The 18816-nt window shown below is 45.2% G+C and carries 20 protein-coding genes; 3 read left to right on the top strand and 17 right to left on the bottom strand.

Features of this window, described 5'->3' with window-relative positions; translation table 11 throughout:
- Positions 1-33 precede the first annotated feature (33 nt).
- Positions 34-1464 (top strand): 6-phospho-beta-glucosidase, encoded by a 1431-nt coding sequence (gene ascB / locus AACW06_RS08495; protein ID WP_192074739.1) that lies wholly within the window; start codon positions 34-36, stop codon positions 1462-1464.
- Between the two features lie 36 nt (positions 1465-1500).
- Complete coding sequence (locus AACW06_RS08490; protein ID WP_192074738.1) at positions 1501-2109, top strand: bifunctional 4-hydroxy-2-oxoglutarate aldolase/2-dehydro-3-deoxy-phosphogluconate aldolase; 609 nt, start codon at positions 1501-1503, stop codon at positions 2107-2109.
- Positions 2110-2307: 198 nt separating this feature from the next.
- Here the strand turns inward: AACW06_RS08490 and AACW06_RS08485 are convergent, their stop codons facing one another.
- From AACW06_RS08485 to AACW06_RS08405, 17 genes are read right to left on the bottom strand one after another with little or no spacing between them, the layout of a single operon-like run.
- A complete protein-coding gene (locus tag AACW06_RS08485) occupies positions 2308-3537 on the bottom strand; it encodes a beta-ketoacyl-ACP synthase (RefSeq protein ID WP_192074737.1) in 1230 nt (409 codons plus the stop codon).
- Positions 3534-4259, bottom strand: a complete 726-nt coding sequence (locus AACW06_RS08480; protein ID WP_192074736.1) for a 3-ketoacyl-ACP reductase FabG2 — start codon at positions 4257-4259, stop codon at positions 3534-3536. The genes AACW06_RS08485 and AACW06_RS08480 overlap by 4 nt, the downstream gene beginning before the upstream one ends.
- Positions 4256-4720: a hotdog family protein gene (locus tag AACW06_RS08475; protein ID WP_192074735.1), complete on the bottom strand. Its 465-nt coding sequence runs from the start codon at positions 4718-4720 to the stop codon at positions 4256-4258. Before AACW06_RS08475 ends, AACW06_RS08480 begins: the two co-directional genes overlap by 4 nt.
- Positions 4698-5933 carry a beta-ketoacyl-[acyl-carrier-protein] synthase family protein gene (locus AACW06_RS08470; RefSeq protein ID WP_192074734.1) on the bottom strand — a complete coding sequence of 412 codons (1236 nt, stop codon included), beginning with the start codon at positions 5931-5933 and terminating at the stop codon, positions 4698-4700. Before AACW06_RS08470 ends, AACW06_RS08475 begins: the two co-directional genes overlap by 23 nt.
- Before the next feature lie 9 nt (positions 5934-5942).
- On the bottom strand, positions 5943-6563 hold the full coding sequence (locus AACW06_RS08465) for a DUF3261 domain-containing protein (RefSeq protein ID WP_192074754.1): 621 nt from the start codon (positions 6561-6563) through the stop codon (positions 5943-5945).
- Complete coding sequence (locus tag AACW06_RS08460) at positions 6563-8911, bottom strand: MMPL family transporter (protein ID WP_192074733.1); 2349 nt, start codon at positions 8909-8911, stop codon at positions 6563-6565. The genes AACW06_RS08465 and AACW06_RS08460 overlap by 1 nt, the downstream gene beginning before the upstream one ends.
- Positions 8883-9494: a LolA-related protein gene (locus AACW06_RS08455; RefSeq protein ID WP_192074753.1), complete on the bottom strand. Its 612-nt coding sequence runs from the start codon at positions 9492-9494 to the stop codon at positions 8883-8885. Before AACW06_RS08455 ends, AACW06_RS08460 begins: the two co-directional genes overlap by 29 nt.
- Positions 9491-9931, bottom strand: coding sequence for an acyl-CoA thioesterase (locus AACW06_RS08450; protein WP_053309261.1), 441 nt, complete (start codon positions 9929-9931; stop codon positions 9491-9493). The genes AACW06_RS08455 and AACW06_RS08450 overlap by 4 nt, the downstream gene beginning before the upstream one ends.
- 8 nt (positions 9932-9939) lie before the next feature.
- Positions 9940-11484 (bottom strand): HAL/PAL/TAL family ammonia-lyase, encoded by a 1545-nt coding sequence (locus tag AACW06_RS08445; RefSeq protein ID WP_192074732.1) that lies wholly within the window; start codon positions 11482-11484, stop codon positions 9940-9942.
- Positions 11465-13171 (bottom strand): LpxL/LpxP family acyltransferase, encoded by a 1707-nt coding sequence (locus AACW06_RS08440; RefSeq protein ID WP_192074731.1) that lies wholly within the window; start codon positions 13169-13171, stop codon positions 11465-11467. Before AACW06_RS08440 ends, AACW06_RS08445 begins: the two co-directional genes overlap by 20 nt.
- The gene (locus AACW06_RS08435) at positions 13164-13532 is read right to left on the bottom strand and encodes an ApeI family dehydratase (protein ID WP_192074730.1); all 369 of its coding nucleotides are present in this window, start codon (positions 13530-13532) and stop codon (positions 13164-13166) included. The genes AACW06_RS08440 and AACW06_RS08435 overlap by 8 nt, the downstream gene beginning before the upstream one ends.
- A gap of 17 nt (positions 13533-13549) precedes the next feature.
- Positions 13550-14926, bottom strand: coding sequence for an AMP-binding protein (locus tag AACW06_RS08430; RefSeq protein ID WP_192074729.1), 1377 nt, complete (start codon positions 14924-14926; stop codon positions 13550-13552).
- 7 nt (positions 14927-14933) lie between these two features.
- Positions 14934-15491 (bottom strand): hypothetical protein, encoded by a 558-nt coding sequence (locus AACW06_RS08425; protein WP_192074728.1) that lies wholly within the window; start codon positions 15489-15491, stop codon positions 14934-14936.
- Positions 15491-15745: an acyl carrier protein gene (locus AACW06_RS08420; protein WP_053309266.1), complete on the bottom strand. Its 255-nt coding sequence runs from the start codon at positions 15743-15745 to the stop codon at positions 15491-15493. The genes AACW06_RS08425 and AACW06_RS08420 overlap by 1 nt, the downstream gene beginning before the upstream one ends.
- Before the next feature lie 12 nt (positions 15746-15757).
- Entirely contained in the window at positions 15758-16021 is a 264-nt protein-coding gene (locus AACW06_RS08415) for a phosphopantetheine-binding protein (RefSeq protein ID WP_053309267.1), read from the bottom strand.
- Between the two features lie 60 nt (positions 16022-16081).
- Positions 16082-16849: a lysophospholipid acyltransferase family protein gene (locus AACW06_RS08410; RefSeq protein ID WP_192074727.1), complete on the bottom strand. Its 768-nt coding sequence runs from the start codon at positions 16847-16849 to the stop codon at positions 16082-16084.
- Entirely contained in the window at positions 16843-17571 is a 729-nt protein-coding gene (locus AACW06_RS08405; protein WP_192074726.1) for a beta-ketoacyl synthase chain length factor, read from the bottom strand. The genes AACW06_RS08410 and AACW06_RS08405 overlap by 7 nt, the downstream gene beginning before the upstream one ends.
- Before the next feature lie 164 nt (positions 17572-17735).
- Here AACW06_RS08405 and AACW06_RS08400 point away from each other — a divergent pair, with 164 nt between their 5' ends.
- Positions 17736-18806, top strand: coding sequence for a methyltransferase (locus AACW06_RS08400; RefSeq protein ID WP_192074725.1), 1071 nt, complete (start codon positions 17736-17738; stop codon positions 18804-18806).
- The last annotated feature ends 10 nt before the right edge of the window (positions 18807-18816 follow it).

Here is an 18816-nt window from a genome sequence, read left to right as displayed (position 1 = left end):
GTAAGGTGACCTTTATTGTTTCTGAGGTATTCGATGTCAAACATTCAATTTCCCGAAGATTTTTTATGGGGCGGGGCTATTGCAGCAAACCAATCTGAAGGCGCTCATTTAGCAGGTGGCAAAGGGCTGACAACCGTAGATATGATCCCTTACGGTGAGAACCGCATGCCAATTAAGCTTGGTCTGGTTGATAAGGTTTCTCTCAGTGAAGATCAGTTCTACCCAAGTCATAATGCGATTGATTTTTATCACCGTTACAAAGAAGACCTCGCCTTACTGGCAGAGATGGGGTTCAAAGTTTTTCGTGTGTCTATCGCATGGAGCCGAATTTTTCCGAAAGGTGATGAGCTAGAGCCGAACCAAGCAGGTTTAGACTTTTACCTAAGTGTTTTCGAAGAGTGTAAGAAGTACGACATTGAACCCTTGGTTACTTTGTGTCATTTCGATGTGCCTATGCACTTGGTGAATGAGTATGGTTCGTGGCGTAATCGTAAGATGATCGAGTTTTTCAGTCGTTATGCAAGAACCTGTTTCGATAATTACAAAGGCTTGGTGAAGTATTGGCTAACCTTTAACGAAATTAATATCTTGCTAGCTAGCCCATTTTCTGGCGCTGGCTTATTGTTCCAGGAAGGCGAAAATCACGATCAAGTGAAGTACCAAGCAGCCCACCATGAGCTAGTGGCAAGCGCTTTGGTAACAAAGATAGCCCATGAAGTCGATGAGCAAAATCAAGTGGGTTGTATGCTAGCAGGTGGTAACTTCTATCCATACTCATGTAAGCCTGAAGATGTGCTCATGGCGATGGAAAAAGATCGCGAGAACTTCTTCTTTATCGATGTTCAATCGCGTGGTTACTACCCATCTTATGCTCAAAAGGTTTTTGATAACAAAGGCGTGGTGCTTGAAACGCAAGAAGAAGATTTCGAAATTCTAAAGAATACCGTCGATTTCATCTCATTCAGTTATTACGCTTCTCGCTGTGCTTCTGCTAATATGAATGCGGGTAACACCAGCGCGGCGAACGTTGTTAAGTCCATCAAAAACCCCCACCTTCCGGCAAGTGATTGGGGCTGGGTAATCGACCCGACAGGCCTTCGAATCACGATGAACACACTCTATGACCGCTACCAGAAACCACTTTTCTTGGTTGAAAATGGTTTAGGTGCTCGTGATACTTTGGATGAAAACGGTGAAGTGAACGATGACTATCGTATCGATTACCTTCGTCAGCATATTGTTGCGATGCATGAAGCTATGGAAGATGGTGTACCACTGATGGGATATACACCTTGGGGGTGTATCGACCTTGTGGCAGCATCTACTGGAGAGATGAGTAAGCGTTATGGTTTCGTTTATGTTGATAGAGATAATCTAGGTAATGGTACGTTGAATCGTATACCGAAAAAGTCATTCCATTGGTATAAAAAAGTGATCGCAAGTAACGGCAGCGATTTGACTTAATTTCCCCTGCTTAATAACTAGAGAAATGAACAAACAATGAAAACTCTTGAACAACGATTGAAAGAAATCAAAATCGTCCCTGTGATTGCGATTAATGATGCCAGCCAAGCGATACCTTTAGCAAAGGTGTTGGTTGAAAATGGGTTGCCATGCGCGGAAGTCACCTTTAGAACAGAAGCGGCTGTAGAATCGATTCGTTTGATGCGTGAAGCCTACCCGGAAATGCTGATTGGCGCAGGTACAGTGCTGACTACGGTGCAGGTTGACCAAGCGATTGAAGCGGGCGTTGATTTTGTGGTGAGCCCCGGTTTTAACCCAACCACTGTGAGATATTGTCAACAGCGCAACATAGCGATAGTTCCAGGAGTGAACAACCCGAGTTTGGTTGAACAAGCGATGGAAATGGGTTTGTGCACATTAAAATTTTTCCCAGCAGAGCCTTCGGGTGGCGTGGCAATGCTCAAAGCGTTGACAGCCGTTTATCCAGTGAACTTTATGCCCACAGGTGGCGTTAGCCCAAGTAACGTTCAAGACTATTTGTCGATTAAATCTGTTGTGGCTTGTGGCGGTACGTGGATGGTTCCAACCGATCTAATGGATCAAGGTGATTGGCAGGGCATTGCTGAACTGGTAAAAGCACTGTAATACAGAACAAAAACGAAACGGCTTGCTTTGGTAAGCCGTTCTTTTGCCTAAATTTGATATACCGAACAACTTGAAGTTACAGCTGTGTTGGCTACGTTCTCTCACCCTAAGCACATCGTTTATCTAGGCTCATCGGGATGAACTCACTGGCCGCCTACCTGCAACTTCAAGTTGTTTGGGCAACGGCTTTTTATGGGATTATTCGCTGAATTTTTTAAAAATAATCGAAGTGTTGATGCCACCAAAAGCAAAGTTATTGCTCATTAGGTATTGCACATCCAGCTCACGCCCTGTGCCTGTAATGTAGTCAAGATCACCACATTGCGGGTCGATATTATCTAGGTTAAGGGTTGGATTAAACCAACCGCTTTTCATCATTTCTAAACCTAACCAAGCTTCAACCGCGCCACATGCGCCCAATGTGTGACCAAAATAACTTTTCAACGAGCTGATCGGCACTTTACCCAACGCGTTTGCGGTGGCGTGACTTTCGGCTATGTCACCCCGGTCGGTTGCCGTACCATGGGCAGAAACATAGTCAATTTTATCTGCATTTAAATTGGCATCACGCAACGCCATCTCCATGCAGATTTGCATGGTGTCCATTTGTGGTTGAGTGACATGGGCGGCATCGCAGTTGCTGGCAAAACCGATGATTTCTGCGTGAATGGTAGCACCGCGCGCGATGGCGTGTTCATACTCTTCAAGCACTAAAGTTCCTGCGCCTTCACCAATCACTAAACCATCACGCTGAGTATCATACGGGCGGGGGGTGGTTTTGGGCTGGTCGTTTTTGAGGCTAGTGGCAAATAAGGTATCAAATACGGCCGATTCGGTAGGGCAGAGCTCTTCACCACCGCCCGCCACCATTACGGTTTGGTAGCCGTGCTTGATCGCTTCGTATGCGTAACCGATGGCTTGGCTACCAGACGTGCAGGCGCTACTGGTTGGAATGACGCGGCCTTTGAGCCCGAAAAATAGACCTACGTTCACCGCTGCAGTGTGAGGCATCATCTGCACATAAGTGGTTGCGGTAATGGCTCGAGTGGTTTTTTCGTTGAGCATGACACCAAACGCACCGATGGCATCGGTGCTGCCTGTTGATGAACCATAAGCGATACCGGTTTGGCCGTTAGTCAGCACTTCATGACCAATTAAGCCCGCTTGTAGCAGCGCATTTTCGGTGGCAACGGTCGCCAGTTGTGACACGCGGCCCATACCTCGGACTTGTTTACGTTTGTAGTGGCTAGGCAGTGTAAAGCCCATTATTGGCGCGGCGAGTTTTGTGTTTAAACCCTCATACTGCTCATAGGAGGGCATATATTGAGTGGCATTTTCACAAGCTCTGAGTTTTGGCTCAATACTGGCCCAGTCATTACCAAAAGCAGTCACGCCGGACATGCCTGTAACTACAACGCGACGGATCATACTAAGCCTCCATTAATCGAGATAACTTGGCGAGTAACATAAGCGGCAATATCAGACATTAAATAGCTCACAAGGCCTGCGACTTCTTCGGGTTCACCCATGCGGCGTAAAGGAACTTGTGGCAGTGCGTGCTCTTTGACGTGCTCCACCACCATGCCTGTATCGATTAAACCCGGAGCAACGCAGTTGACGGTGATTTTGCGCTTAGCCAGTTCAAGCGCGAGCGATTTGGTCGCGCCAATTACGCCAGCTTTGGCGGCGCTGTAATTGGTTTGACCACGGTTGCCCGTGATGCCCGACACCGACGCTAAAGTCACAATGCGGCCACCTTGGCGTTTTTGCACCATTGGCATCACACAAGGGTGGAGGACGTTATAAAAGCTGTCTAAATTGGTGTGAATTACACCATCCCATTCTTGCTCTGTCATGGCAGGAAACGCCGTGTCACGAGTAATGCCCGCGTTATTGACCACGCCGTAATAAGCACCATGCAGAGCAATATCGGCTTCTAATACTTCGCGACACTGAGCTCGGTTGCTGATGTCAAATTGAATCAATCGGCCTGAACCACCGTTTTGCTCGATGGTCGCTAGTGTTTGCAGGGCACCTTGTTGGTCGCTCATGTAATGGACAGCAATGGCAAAACCATCTTTGGCGAGCGCAATCGCAATCGCTTTGCCAATACCTTTACTTGCACCAGTCACTAATACGTGTCGGGTCATGCTTGACTCCTTATTTTCATCTCTTCTAATTTTTGTTCTGATGGCACATACACATTTAATTGGCATTCAGCCAAAAGCTGGTGTTGGTGCTCTATTCTTGCGCTAAACACAGCCATACCATTGTCTTGCATTAGTTGTTCAGCATAGATATCGAGCGTTTGCCCTTTCAAGAATGCATCGCACAGCGCACGATAACGGCGACTGCCGAGCAGAAAGCCAATCGGTGGTTGAATGCTTTGGATAAGTGAATGATACCCAGACCACGCGGCAATAGCTTGTGCCATAAACTCGATACCGACATAGGCCGGTATGCTTTGTGTCGCTGGGTCAAAAAACAGGTGGTGCGATTCAATATCCACTTGGCAGTGGATAGATTCACTCTGTACCTCAAGCGCGCGGTCGATCAAAATCATCGGCGCTTGATGAGGCAGCAGTTGTTCAATTGCGGGAAGCTGTGTCATTAACGTAACCAAAAATGAGACTAATATTGTTGCCACCAAAAGCAAAGGAGTTGCTTAAAATGGCCTTATTTTCTAAATATTGGGTGGTCTCCACCAGCGTAATATCGATGTCTGGCGCTTTGTTAGCACAGTGCTGAATGGGCAAAGGCAATTGGTATTGCAGTATGTGCCAAGCAATGGCGGCTTCGGTTGCACTGGCCGCGCCGAGCGTATGTCCAGTAAGTGGTTTGGTTGAACTCACCGCAACGTGCTGGCCAAAAACGCGAAAAATCGCTTTACTTTCCATGCTGTCATTGAGCGGTGTTGCGGTGCCGTGAGCGTTGATATAGCCGATATCACTGGCGGTTAATTTGGCATCTTGCAGCGCGTTACGCATTGCCTGTTCTGCACCGTTTCCATCTGGGTTGGGTGCAGAAATATGGTAAGCATCGGAGCTGTCGCCTGCACCCAATAGCGCAATGGCGTGAGTGTGTTGCTGAGACGGAGTTTTACCCAGCAGCATAAAAGCGGCAGATTCACCAATGTTGATGCCATCTCGCTGTGCATCAAACGGTTTACATAAACGTTGAGACAGCGACTCTAAACCGTTAAAACCATTGAGTGTTAAGCGGCACAAAGTATCGGCACCACCGACAATCACCGCATCAACCAGCCCTGCATTAAGCATTCTTTTTGCGGTGATAAAGACGCGGCCACTGGACGAACAGGCGGTCGAAATGGCGTAGCAGGGGCCGCTTATTGAAAAATAGCGTGCGATAAAATCACTGCAATTGCCTAATTCCTGTTTGTAGTAGTGGTAGCCGCTTGGGAATTCACCCTGCTCTAACGTGTGGGCGAGTGCGACTTCGCCATCAGCAATGCCGGACGTGCTCGTGCCAACCACCACTGCAATGCGATCTGCACCATAGGTGGCAATCGCGTGGCGGACACTCGGTTCGATTTGTTGCAGTGCCGATAAAGCCAGTTGGTTGTTGCGCGTATTGAACGCACTTAAATGCACTGGGATTTTTGGTAGCGGTTCACTCACTCGGCCTACGATGGTTGCGGTGCCAGTATTGAGCGACGTGCAGTCAGCCACCATGTTGTCACAATAGCCCAGCGCTAAACTTTGGTGAATGTGCGACGAGTCACTCCCCATCGCGCAGTGAAAACCGCAGTCTTGGACATAAATAGGTGAGCGAGAATCAATAGGAGAAGTCGTGGATGAGTTCATGATAGCTATCTACGGTTGTGTGGGCGGCAAAGGGTGCTGGGCACTGAGTGTTTTAATCGTAATGGTGTAATTCAATAATTGATTGTGGAAGCGAATATCTCCCTTCATCGCGAAGGGATGTTGATAATCAATAACAATCACTGTTTCACCCAGCTCATTGATGAGTGTTCGTCTATTATCATCATCAATGATTTGCCACTTTACCTTATTTAACGGGGCTTCCCAAGCATTTCGCGGCCAGAGCGTGATCATCAGGTTAAAGAGTATCTGTTCGGGCTTTGGCAAGGCATTTTCCAAGCCATTGAGTACACTGGTCTCAATAGTATCTTGCTGATAATTGAGCGATAAAATCCTTGTTCCCCAAGATGAAAAACCTGCCAGTACAATCTTGTCATCGGTGACCTGTAGTTGGACCGGAAGTTGTTGGTTATGTTGGCCGCTATCATCTTGCCAACGGGCACTGATCAACTGGCTTGCTGTGACTTGGTACCCAAGTTGCGCAGGTTTGGGCAGTGTAACGAATGTGTTAGGGCTAATTTCTACTTGCGTGGAAGCTTGGTTTGGCACTAAAGAGCAGCCAGACAACATCAGTAACAGTATGGGCAGTGTACGGCGTATCTGTCTCATCATCATGGTTTTTCCTCATGCGCTTTCATGGCGGCAGGTTGTGATTTGATCGCCATTGGTGAAAGCAACCAAGCAACGAAAATGCCGCTAAGTACCGTCAAACCAAAACTGTGAATGGCGTGAGTTTGGCTAAGAGCAAGCAGACCAAACGAGAGCAAAGTAGTCAGTGCTGAAAGGGTTATGGCAAGCAAGGTACTGTGACTGCGGGCTTGTTCGGCAAAAAAGAGCGTGTAATCAATACCAATACCTATCACTAATACCAGTGCTAATAGATTGAATAAATTGAGCATAGAGCCTGTCGCGACGGTGACGGCTAATCCAGCCATACAAGCAATAAGCGAAGGTAACATAATGCGAATGCTGTGTTTCACGCCGTAGCGCCAAGTAGTGAGAGCGCTGATCAAGGTCAGTGCCAGCGCAATTAACTCCATCACTTTAAGGCGATACTGCCCAAACAGGGTTGAGATCTCTTCGGTTTTATTCAAATAGGCGTAGTCGCTGTTTTGCGCCGCAAACTGCTTAATTACCGCCGCTTGGTGAACCTCTTTCAGCAGCACTACCGCCGCCACTTTTTGCTCAACTTCACCTAAATAAAGAAAGCGCAGCGGTTGGGAAACATCATGGGTTAAATAATGCGCCAGTGTAATGGGTAAAAATGACGCATCCAGTTTAGGAATCGAAGATAGTTTCAGCGTGTGAGCCAGTGCTGTGCCTTGGTTCGCGTACAGTGCTTCAACCAGTGCGTAGTTTTCTTGTTGATGCTTAAGCGAGCTGATGTTTTGGCTTAAACTTTGATAGCCAGAAAGTACGCCTTGTTGTTGCCATTGTGACAATTGCGTATCTAATTTTTCTAACTGCTGCATTAATGCTTCATCATCGTCGGCACTGACGACCAACATTTGCTGTGATGATTGAATACCAGTTAAGGCGTTAATTTGCTGCTCTTGCTGTTTCAATTCGCTCGGCATGGCTTGTAATTGTCGAATGTCGTCGTTGTAGTGCACTTGTGTCAGGGCAAGGCTGCTGATGATCAATAACGCCGTGGGTAGGCCCCATTTAACCCATGGCTTTTGCCAAAGCGCAAACCATAAGGACCAATAAGTGAGGCCCGGGAGAGTTCTCGATGAACTTGGTTTTTTGGCCAAAATCGGATACCAAGCCACGACCGTCGCGTAAGCGGCAACGAGCCCTAAGGCGGAAAATAGCGCTAATTGTTGTAAGCCGGGGAAAGGGGCGACCAGTAGACCGAGATAGCCAATTAAACTGGTGATTAATCCTAAGGTAATGGCGGTCAGAATATGCTTTAGTCCTTGCACGCTGTCCCAGTGTTCATTTGCGGCAAGGCGATCGGTCAGGTAGTGAAAGGCGTAGTCGATTGAAACGCCAATCAGGCTGGCCCCAAACACTAAGCTAAACAGATGGATCTGACCAAAAAACGCGGTGGTGATCACCATGGCAACCACTAACCCAACGGATACCGAGAGCAGTGCCAACAGTAAAGGCATGGCACTGCGAAAAACCAGCATCACCAACAGCACAATGCCGAGTAATGAGAAAAGGCCAATGGTGCTGATTTCTGACTTGGCACTTTGAGTACCAAAATCAGCGTAAAATAAAACACCAGTGTGATAAATATCCGCCCCAAATTGTTGCTTGATGCGTTGTTGCCATTGAGCAATATCGGGCACCACTTGTTGCGCTTTGAAACTGTATGGTGAGTCGTTGAGCTGCGCGGTGATCAGCACGTATTTTTGGCCTTGATACTCGCGGGTTAAGTATCCATCTTGCAAAAGAAAATGAGACGATAGCTGGCTAACTTGCGCTAAGTAGTCGCGAAATAGCAAAAAAGGGTCGTGACTTAGCTCTTTTCCTGTTACCCCAGAAAAAGGGTTATATAGGGCTTGCACTACTGTTTGCACTTGTTGTTCAGGATGTTGACTGAGCTGATTACGTTGCTCGCTGGTGAGCAGTTGTGCTCGATGTTGAAAGTAGTAACTAGCCCAAGCGCTCTGTTGAGTAGCATCGATTTTCCCAACCACATCTTTGAAATAGCCACTCTGCTTGAGATGGTTTTCTAGCGTTGTCACGGATTTGAGTCGGTCAGCCTCATTGGGCGCAGTGACAATAAATACTACCTTATCGCTCATACTAGCGGTGACTTTTTCAAACGCTTGCTCGGCGAGCACACTTTGCTGGTTGGCTGGCAGTAGCTTAAGGATATCCGTTTCGATCGGTGAGGCTGCCGAAAAGACCCACAGCTTGAGCAGTAAACCAAGACAGAGGATCACAAAAATCAACCAGAACAATGCCAGCCGATTAGATTTAGAAGTTAAACTGCGTTTGCTCTGCATGGGTTAAACGCTCTGGCTGGTGGTTTTGGTTAGTAAACTGAATCTCGGTTTTGTCGCCTCGCACTTCTTGCAGGATCAAACCATCAATGTCATCTCGTCCCGTTAACGTTATCGAGGTAAACACAGAGTTCAGTGGCTCATTTCTCGGCGTTAAATTTAACTGCCACTGGCCATCTCCGGTGTGCAGTGTCATCGTAAATTGTTTATTTAATTGCTGCGTGTCACCATGAAATACCGACAAAAAAAGATGGCTGAAATAAAACGCCATTGGGTTATCTTTTTCGGTAATAACCTGTGGTGGTTGGTTAGCAAAAGTTTGGCGAAGCTTGTCTTGTGTTAGCACCAAATTAACCGGAAATGGTGAGTTTTGTTGCCAAAGTAGGCCATTTTGTTTATCAAGTAAGAATTTCCCAGCTGACGACAGTGGTTGTTTGAACATCTCAATATGGCGGAGTTGAGTAAACTCTCCGCGCACGATCTGGTGTTTCGCCAACTGCGCTTGCAGTGAGGCAAGGTCGGTCACCTGTGCCCAGAGTAGGGGCGAGAATAGAGCTAAAGTTAGCCATAGAAAACGGCGCATTATAATTTCCCATAGGTATGCCAGTGCTGCACTTTGTCGGTGAATAGCGTTGGGGAAGCGAAACACATCTCTTGCGTGTCGATGCGAACCGCTACTTGAGTGGTGTGTGCTTTACACATTCGTTGCCCGGTCTGGCTATCAAAAATCATGTAGTTAACACGCAAGCGATTTTCCCATTCGGTCAAGGTCGCTTTGACACGAATCGTATGGTTGAACGGGATCGCTTTCACGTACTTCACGTGGGTATCAATCACTGGCCATAGGTAGCCCGATTGAGTCATCGCGTGATAGCTGTAATCAATTTTTTCCATCAGCACGCGGCGTGCTTCTTCAAAAAAACGAAAATAATTTCCGTGGTAGATAACGCCCATTGGGTCGGCATCTTGAAACGAGGTGACTAAGGTCACCTCACTTTCCAATGGATGAAGTACATCGCTCATCGCGCTTCCTAGTAAAGTGCCCAGTGGCGTTGTTGAATGCGGTTAATAAAGTGGCGTAAATCATGTTCTAGTGGACGATCTTCCACTACAAAGTCAAACTCTTGCAACACAGCGGAACGCATTTGCTTGATATTGTGACTCATGTGTTGCTCATCCAGCTCATTATGACGTTTGCGCAATTCTATTGCTTGGGTAGCCGCTAACAGTGAGGCGGCCGCCACTTGTTCTGTCAGTTCAAGCACACGTAGGCAATCACGTGCGGCAATGGTTCCCATGCTAACTTTATCTTGGTTGTGACACTCAGTCGAACGTGAAAAAACACTAGCAGGCATGGTATGTTTCAAGGCTTCGGCCGTCCACGCTGAAATGCCAATCTGCACGGCTTTAAAACCGTGGTTGATCGGTTTTCTTTCGCCTTCTGCACCAGTTAAGTTAAATGGCAAACCGTTGTTGAATTTGTAATCCATCAATTGCGCCATTTGGCGATCGAGCAAATCGGCTAGGTTAGCAACCTGCGTTTTTAAGGTATCCATTGCCATGGCAATGTGGCCGCCGTAAAAATGGCCGCCGTGCAGTACGCGTTCATTATCGCCATCGATGATGGGGTTGTCGTTAGCACTGTTGAGCTCATTTTCAATCAGTTGACGTAGCCACGGCAGTGCATCTTGCACTGTGCCAATCACATGGGGTGCGCAGCGCAATGAATAGCGATCTTGCAGGCGGTCACTGTTGCGAGGTGGGCGTTCTGTTTGTAAGTCATCACGTAGCCATGCTGCGATTTGTTGCTGACCAGGATGCGGCTTGACGGCAAATAGCGCGGCATCAAAATGGAAGTCGTTACCCTGAATGCCAACAGACACCATAGCGGTAATTTTGGTGCAGAGTTGAGTTAAATACTCGGCGCGTTTATAGGCTAAGCAGGCCAAAGCGGTCATGACTGATGTGCCGTTCATCAGCGCCAATCCCTCTTTTGGTTTTAGCTTAATCGGGCGAATACCCAGTTCGTCAAACACATCTTGAGTAGGGCGCATCTCACCGTTATAAAGCACGTCGCGCTCACCAATCAGTGTGGCCGCGAGGTAGGAGAGTGGCGTTAAATCGCCGCTTGCCCCGACCGAACCTTCTTGTGGAATACGAGGGGCGATATCGTAGTTGATCAAGGTGACGATTTGGTTAAGCAGTTCATGGCTCACACCAGAGACACCTTGCGCTAGTGAACACAAGCGTGTTGCTAATACTGCGCGTGATTGCTGGTGGCTTAATACCTCGCCTAAGCCACAGCCGTGAAAGCGAGTCAAATGCAGTGGTAATTGATCCACTAGATTCGGCGGAATGGCAACGGTGCATGAATCACCATAGCCGGTGGTTACGCCGTAAATTACGCCTTCTTCTTTTAAAAGTCGTTCTAAAAAAGCGACGCCGCGATCAATTTTAGCGGTGAATTCCGCTGAAGAATTGAGGCTGGCCTGCGCGCCTTGCGAAATCGCGACAACATCTTCAATGGTGAGGTGATCGACGCCAAAAGTTATGCGGTTATCTGTCTGAATCGTCATGCTGTTGTTTACTTAGAGTCCAAAAGTTGAAAAAGTTATACCACTGCAGTGGAGCTTGCAGTGTGTAATGTTCCAGCCGATCAGCGTAGCGTTGTACTACCTGCGCTAACGCCGCTTGTCGTTCTTTCCTCGGTAGATCTATGCTGTCGCTAAAGTGCTCGAAATAGACGTTAAAATGAGGTTTTTGTGCCGTATCATCTCTTAAACCAAACAGAAGGTATACTGGGGCTTTTAAAATAGATGCTAGCATAAATGGCCCTTGTGGAAATGGGGCTGGCTTACTTAAGAAATCTGCCCAAACGGCTCGGGTTTCTTTACTGGTTGACGTTCGATCACCGACGATAACGACCCATTCACCTTGTTCAATTTTCTGTTGTAATAAAATGGCAGTACTAGGCCCAAGGCTACTTACTTGAATGAGATTGAGCTCTGAATTTGGGTTGATGGCTTTCATTACGGTGTTAAAACGTTCTGCATGTTCAGTAAAGACTAATGCATTGATCTTAATCGATGTATGCCGACGTCCCAAGGCTCGGCACAGTTCAATATTGCCAAGATGAGACCCCAACAGTAGCACGCCTTGTTTTCGCTCGACGAGTTGTTGAAAAAGGTCTTGTCCGTGAATGGTTAAATTATCAACCGTAAAATCACCTTTCCAAGCCGCAAGCTTATCAAGCATGGTGTGACCAAAAGAGAGCAAATGATTGTAGCTAGATAAATGCGTTGGCAACGTAAGTGAGTGTTGGCTGGCGTGCTCTCTTAATTGTTGTAGATAATGCTCCGAAGCTTGTTTTATTTGTTTACCCGTTAAGTGGTAGTAACCAATGACAACTCTCAAAATGAGGTTAAAAACAGAGCGCCCCAGTAAGCTATAAATAAACAACAGAGTTTTAATACCCAGTACCGTACCGCGTTCTTGCTGTTTCGACCAGTGGACATTAGCTTGCGTACGGTTGAAATTGCGTTTTACTAACCGAGGAATGCGCGGAAGCATGCCAAAAAACAACTTGGTGTGCATCCAACTGATGTTGACGTTATCCCATAAGGCATCAAAGTGTGAAATACCACCTTCCGGATAGATCACGCGAGTTTCGATAAAGTCGATGTCGACACCTTGCCAATACATGCGCACCAAAATCTCGATATCAAAATCCATCCGCTTGCCAATTCGATAGCTATTGATTACTTCAATTGATTTTTCAACTGGATACGCACGAAAGCCGCACATACTGTCTTTAATCGATAGTGACAGTGTTTCAATCCATACCCAGATATGGGTAGCGTATCGGCCGTAAAGGCGAGCCTTAGGAACACTTTCGTCGTAAATTGGCTGACCCGAAATCAAATGTGTAGGCTGTGCTTGTGATGCGGCCAGCAGTTTAGGGAGTGCTTGTACATCATGTTGGCCATCAGCATCAATTTGGATGACATGGCTAAAACCGAGTTGATGGGCATAACGAATACCAGCCATTACCGCTCCACCTTTGCCTTGGTTTTCCGTCAAGGTGAGCAGGTGGAGGTTGTCGCGTGAAGTGAGTGCATTTAATGCATGTTTTGTCTCTAGATTGCTACCATCATCGACCAATAACATAGGAAGTGTGAAAGATTCGAGTGATGAAACGACATTTGCGACAGTACTGCCGTGGTTATAGCATGGGATCAAAAAGCAGGCTCGATAGTCAGACACTAGGTTCACCAAGTTTCATTTTGCCTGAAGAGTGGGTGACTGTGTTGTCACCTCGTTGAGAGTAATAGTTAAACGAGAGTTTATTTTTCTCAGCATCCCATACCAGTGTCAGTTGTATGGTTGCATTGGGCAGAATTGGCTCTTGAAATTTAACCACTTCCATACCTTTAAATGCGGATGGTACTAGTAAATATTCTCGTGCGTAGTGTAAAGCCCAATCAATCTGAGTCACTCCTGGTAGCAGAGGGAAATGAGGGAAATGCCCAGTAAAATCCAAAATATCGGAGTCAACCTTGAATGTTAAGACCACGCTATCGGATTGGGCCTCTGTAGCTAATAATGTCGGTTTTCGTTTGACCATAGTGTTGGGCTTAATCATCATGATGGTTGAAATAGTGTGACGAGTTCTGTCATTAGGCGTTTGCCTTGACTGTTGAGTAGGATCTCTTTTACCACTCTAAAGCGGCGAGGCAAAGCGATTGGTTCAAGCCATTGACGTAATTCAGAACGTAATAATAACCAGAATTTTCCTTTTCCGAGCTCAGCTAGTTTGATCTCTCCCTCTGGCGATAACACAAGTGCAGCGACTAGGATTAAGCGCTCGCCATCTTGTAGTGGAAGAACGGCGCTTTCAACTATCCAAGTTAATTGTTCAAGTCGTTTTTCGACTTCGACAAGAGATACCCGCTTTTCTTCGATTTTTATGATGCGATCGGTACGCCCCTTAAGAATAAAGTGTCGTGTGTCCGTGAACTCACATTCATCAGCCGTTTGGTACCAACCGTTAGGATCAATATGGGCTGAACGCAAAGCTAAGCAGTTTTCATGATTGAGCTGTGCATCAATAGATGGAAATAACTGCCAAGGTTGCATTTCATTGTGCTGCTGTCTGTAGGCTATCCCACCAGTTTCTGTACTGCCATAGACTTCTATCGGGCGTTGATGAAATAGGGTGTCCGCATGACAGGATGCGCTATAGGTGAGTGGCCCCCCAGAAGAAAAAACAGCGCACATTGGCTTGGCATGTTCTTCTTGAGTTAGTCGTTTCAATAATGCTGGGCTACTAATTAAGGTCGTATTTGGTTGCGCGTGAGCGATCACTTGTTCCGGGAATTCTAAGTTGTAAATTGCGAATGCTCGACCAGAGCATAGGGGCCATAATAGGCGAAATAGTAAGCCGTAGATGTGTTGATGCGAAACGGTACTTTCTATCTTTGAATCTTGCAGCACAGCGCCCCAGAGCTTTTCTAAAATAGCAATTTCAACGTCAAGTTGATGCAGTGTTTTAACGATGGCTTTCGGTATGCCACTGCTTCCAGACGTAAACAGCGTGATGCTATGTTGGGTTAGATCGAGTGCTGGGAATTCAATCAATGAGCTGGGATGTTGTGAATGCTCTAGAAGCAAACTGTCGGTTAAATGGGTGTGATGAATAGTTTCATCACACAGCAGAAGTTCAAAATAAGGGCTGAGTTCGGCTAAAGCCGCTGGTTGATAGTTTCCCGGTAAAACCAAAGATTTATTGGCATGACACACCGCAAAAAATCCAACAGCAAAGAGATAACTATTATTAGAGCATAATGCAATATAGTGAGTATTATGCTGACACAATCGATCTCGCAGTTGAGCTATGTCAAACAGAAATTGTGACCAACGGATGTGCTTTCCCCGATCAAAAGCAACGACATGATCACGGTCTTTTGGCGATGACAATAAAGTGGAAAGTGAATAAAAATCGTTGTTGTCGATATTCATAGTTTGCCTAGCTTTGACGAATTTTTTGTCTTACAAGCCATTCCCCAGCAAAGATAGCACCTGCAAGGAGGTAGCTGATGAGGCCGTTGTATAAGGTCCAGATTTCGATAGATTGAAAACAAGTAAATAGGGCAATAACGCCGTTGAACATAAAATAAACACACCACACTTTGGTTACTGTGCGTGTGTAGGCAATGCCACTTTGCGGGAGGTTTGGTTCTTGTAAGCGAGCGAGTCGTTCAATGATGGTCTGCTTTTGTTTAAGGCTTAACGCAAAAACACTCAGCATGCATACATTGACGACAACGGGATAAAATAGTAACCAACCATGCTGTTTAAAGACTATGCCTAATAGGGCTAAAGTCAGGCCAATCAGCCCACTTATCCACGCTAATTGCTTCAATTCCTGAATTTTGGCCTGCTGCCCTGCTACTATTCTTAAGCCGAAAATACAGGCTAGTAGAATTCCAACAGTCTGTAGACCAAATTCATTGATCCCTAAATAGACAGCGAAAGGATAGGCAAGCAGGACAATTGCAGACAAAATTGTCAGCAATTGGCGCATTAGTTTTCCTTCACAAGTTCAATTACCGCTTCTACAACGTCATTAACAGTGCGAACGGCTTTAAACTCTTCAGGTTTAATTTTCTTTCCTGTTACTTTTTGTAGATGGACGACAAGATCGACAGCATCGATACTGTCGAGATCTAAATCTTGATACAGATGTGCGTCAGGTTGAATTTCAGATTCATCAATTTCAAATAATTCAACGAGAGCTTCTTTAACTTGATCAAATACTTGTTGGTTTACTTCTGTCATAACGCTATCTGTTTATTTGTGGTTAGTTTGAGATGAAATATAACGTGCTAAATTTGCCACTGATGCAAAGTGTTGGCGAGTATGGGAATCATCCGCGTCAATAACGATATTGTACTTCTTTTTAATCGCCAAACCGAGCTCTAAAGCGTCAATAGAATCTAAGCCTAAGCCATCACCAAATAATGGTGCATCGGAGTCAATCTCTTCAACAGTGATATCTTCGAGGTTAAGAGCTTCAATGATCAGTTGTTTGATTTCTTTATGTAGTGTTTCCACGTAAACCTGCTTGTTTGTATGCAAATGGTTGCTAAAAATATTATCGTTTTTTAGTGAATACTAATGTTGTTTTGAGGGGAAAAGCTTATCTGCAAGATGGCGGTTTAAATGCCTAGCTGCAGTGGTTGCATTCACAGCTTGATCGATAAAGGACTGCGTCTCGATTTTACCTTTAATTTCCACATGGAAAAAGGGTTTAGTTTTGGGTACCTGATACCATTTGCTTTCTTTAGTAAGAAAGTGAGGAGAAACAGTAATATGGATAAGTCGCAAATCACGTTGGGTTCTTATCGCAATTTGTGCTGCGCCACGTTGTAGTTTTGACTTAATCCCTGGGGTGGTGCGAGTCCCTTCAGGGAAAATTAACAGTACATTGCCTTGATCAAAGCGCTTTTCACACAAATTCAATAAATCATCTGGAGTTTCATTAGGTATGTAGCCCGCCGCTTTAACAATATGTTTCATAAATGGGTTCGCCCAAATTGCAGATTTGACTAAGCAATCGCATTGTTTTAACTGCGAAGCAATTAAAACATAGTCAATTAAGCTTGGGTGATTAGCGACAATAAGACAGTTTTTATCTTGTTTTAAAATATCTGCACCATCAATTTTATAATCAATTGCTCCGGTGAGTTTCATTAATTTGCAAAATAAATTGAATGTGAATTGGATGTTTTTTTGTACTCGATATTCACGCTTGATGCTTTGGCGAGAAAACAATGAAATAAGCGGGATGGCAATAAAACTGAGAAACAGGCCACCAAGGCCGAATATAGCGAAACAAAAACCAGTGGCGAAAACTCGCCAATATTGATTGATCTTTAACATGTACGTTGCCATTGCCAAGCATGCGTTGAGCCTTCAATTATCCAGCTAGATTGATGGGATAAATAGTGCTTAAGAAAAGTTAACGCTTGAGGCATTGTGAGTTTTTCGTTAGTTGAAGGGCAAGATGATATCGTTAAATTTGAACCTTGAGAAATAACGAGACCTAAGGCGTAACCCTGGTAATGATGAGTTTCAAATTGTTGATATTCATCTGGCAAAGGTTCGTCGAAATCAACTAACAGTACTTTGTTGTTTGGATGTTCTGCGAGATACAGCCAAGCTTCTAGCAGAGCACTTTGGAAGGTATTTTGTGAAGCGGCGATAGAGGTTAATGGTATTGGTTGTTTAGTCGCTATGGTCGCTAACCCTGCAGATGTATTATGAACCGATTGTGAAAATGCCATTGGTGATGCTTCTTCACCTTGCAATATAGCCTTGACGATATCGACACTGCGGTGTAATTCGCCATGGCGGCAAGAAAAAACCATGTAGTCAATTTTTTGATCTTGAATTATTTCCAGTGCGGTTTGAACGGCGATCTTACTTAAAGTACTCATACGACGACGCATCATCGCAGGAATATTGGCAACATTTAATGTCGCATCTTCTGGCCATATTTGAGTACTTGCCCATTCTTGCCAATCTTGATAGTTACTTAGGCCAGCCGAATTTGCTTTCCAAGTATCAATATTTAGTGTGATTAATTGCTGTTGATTTGACATAAGATATTGAATTGTTTTCGCTGGGGTTAAATACTATGGCACATGATGAATCCTTACAACTATAACTGTTTGTATCATTGACTTAAATAATGTTTTTAATGAATTGAGCGGAAGTTGGATTAAGTGTTGGGATATTGTTCGAAAATTTTAAATTAGGTTGTTACGTGTTAAATCAAAAAATAGATCCTTACAACGCTTTAGAAGCGAAAACGGAAGCACAAAAGCTTTCTTTTGCTCCCATTGTTTTTCATACAGCTCGCACACTGCGTGATCTCGGTATTTTAGCGGTTTTAGATGAGGCAGGAGCGGAAGGATTAGATGCAGAAAAAATAGCGCAGTGTACTGGTGTGTCTGAATACGGTGTGAAAGTGCTACTAGATATGGCCATTAGCGCTCATATCGTTTTATGGGATAAGCCTAATTATTCACTCGCTAACCTTGGTATCTTTTTACTTCATGATGGGATGACGCAAGCGAATATGGATTTTACTGCTGACGTTTGCTACGCGGCGATGATGCATCTAACGGAATCCATTATTGAGGGCAAACCTGCGGGTTTAAAAGAGTTGGGGGATTGGGAAACTATTTACCAAGGTTTATCGCGATTACCACAGAAAGCCAAAGAGAGCTGGTTTAAGTTTGACCATTTTTATTCTGATCGCTCATTTCCCGTATTGTTAGCCGAGGTTTTTGCTAACAAACCTAAGCGCTTGGTGGATATTGGTGGCAATACGGGTAAATGGGCGTTGCAATGCTGTGGCTATGATGCTGATGTTGAAGTGACCATTGTTGATTTACCTCAGCAACTTGAGATGGCAATGCGCAATGCAGACCAACAAGGTTTTGTGGATCGTATTCATCCGTTTCCAGCCAATATGCTTGATAAATCACAACCACTTCCTGAAAAGGCAGATGTGTGGTGGATGAGTCAATTTTTAGATTGTTTCTCACCGATGGAAATATTGAGTATTTTAAAGCGAGTACGCGCTAACCTTACACCTGACTCCACAGTGTATATTCTTGAACTGTTTTGGGACGCACAGAAATATGATGCTGCGTCTTTTAGTCTCAATGCTACCTCTCTTTATTTCACTTGCTTAGCTAACGGGAACAGTCGTTTTTACCGTAGTGAGGATTTCTTAGAAATTGTGGCTGAAGCGGGGCTGGGAATTGTAAAAAGAACGGACAACATTGGTCTTGGCCATACTTTATTACAACTAAAAGCCCAAGATTAACTCCAGAAAT

The sequence above is a fragment of the Vibrio sp. S12_S33 genome (assembly GCF_963889785.1).
Lineage (GTDB): Bacteria > Pseudomonadota > Gammaproteobacteria > Enterobacterales > Vibrionaceae > Vibrio > Vibrio aestuarianus.
This window is presented reverse-complemented; position numbering and strand designations above follow the sequence as displayed.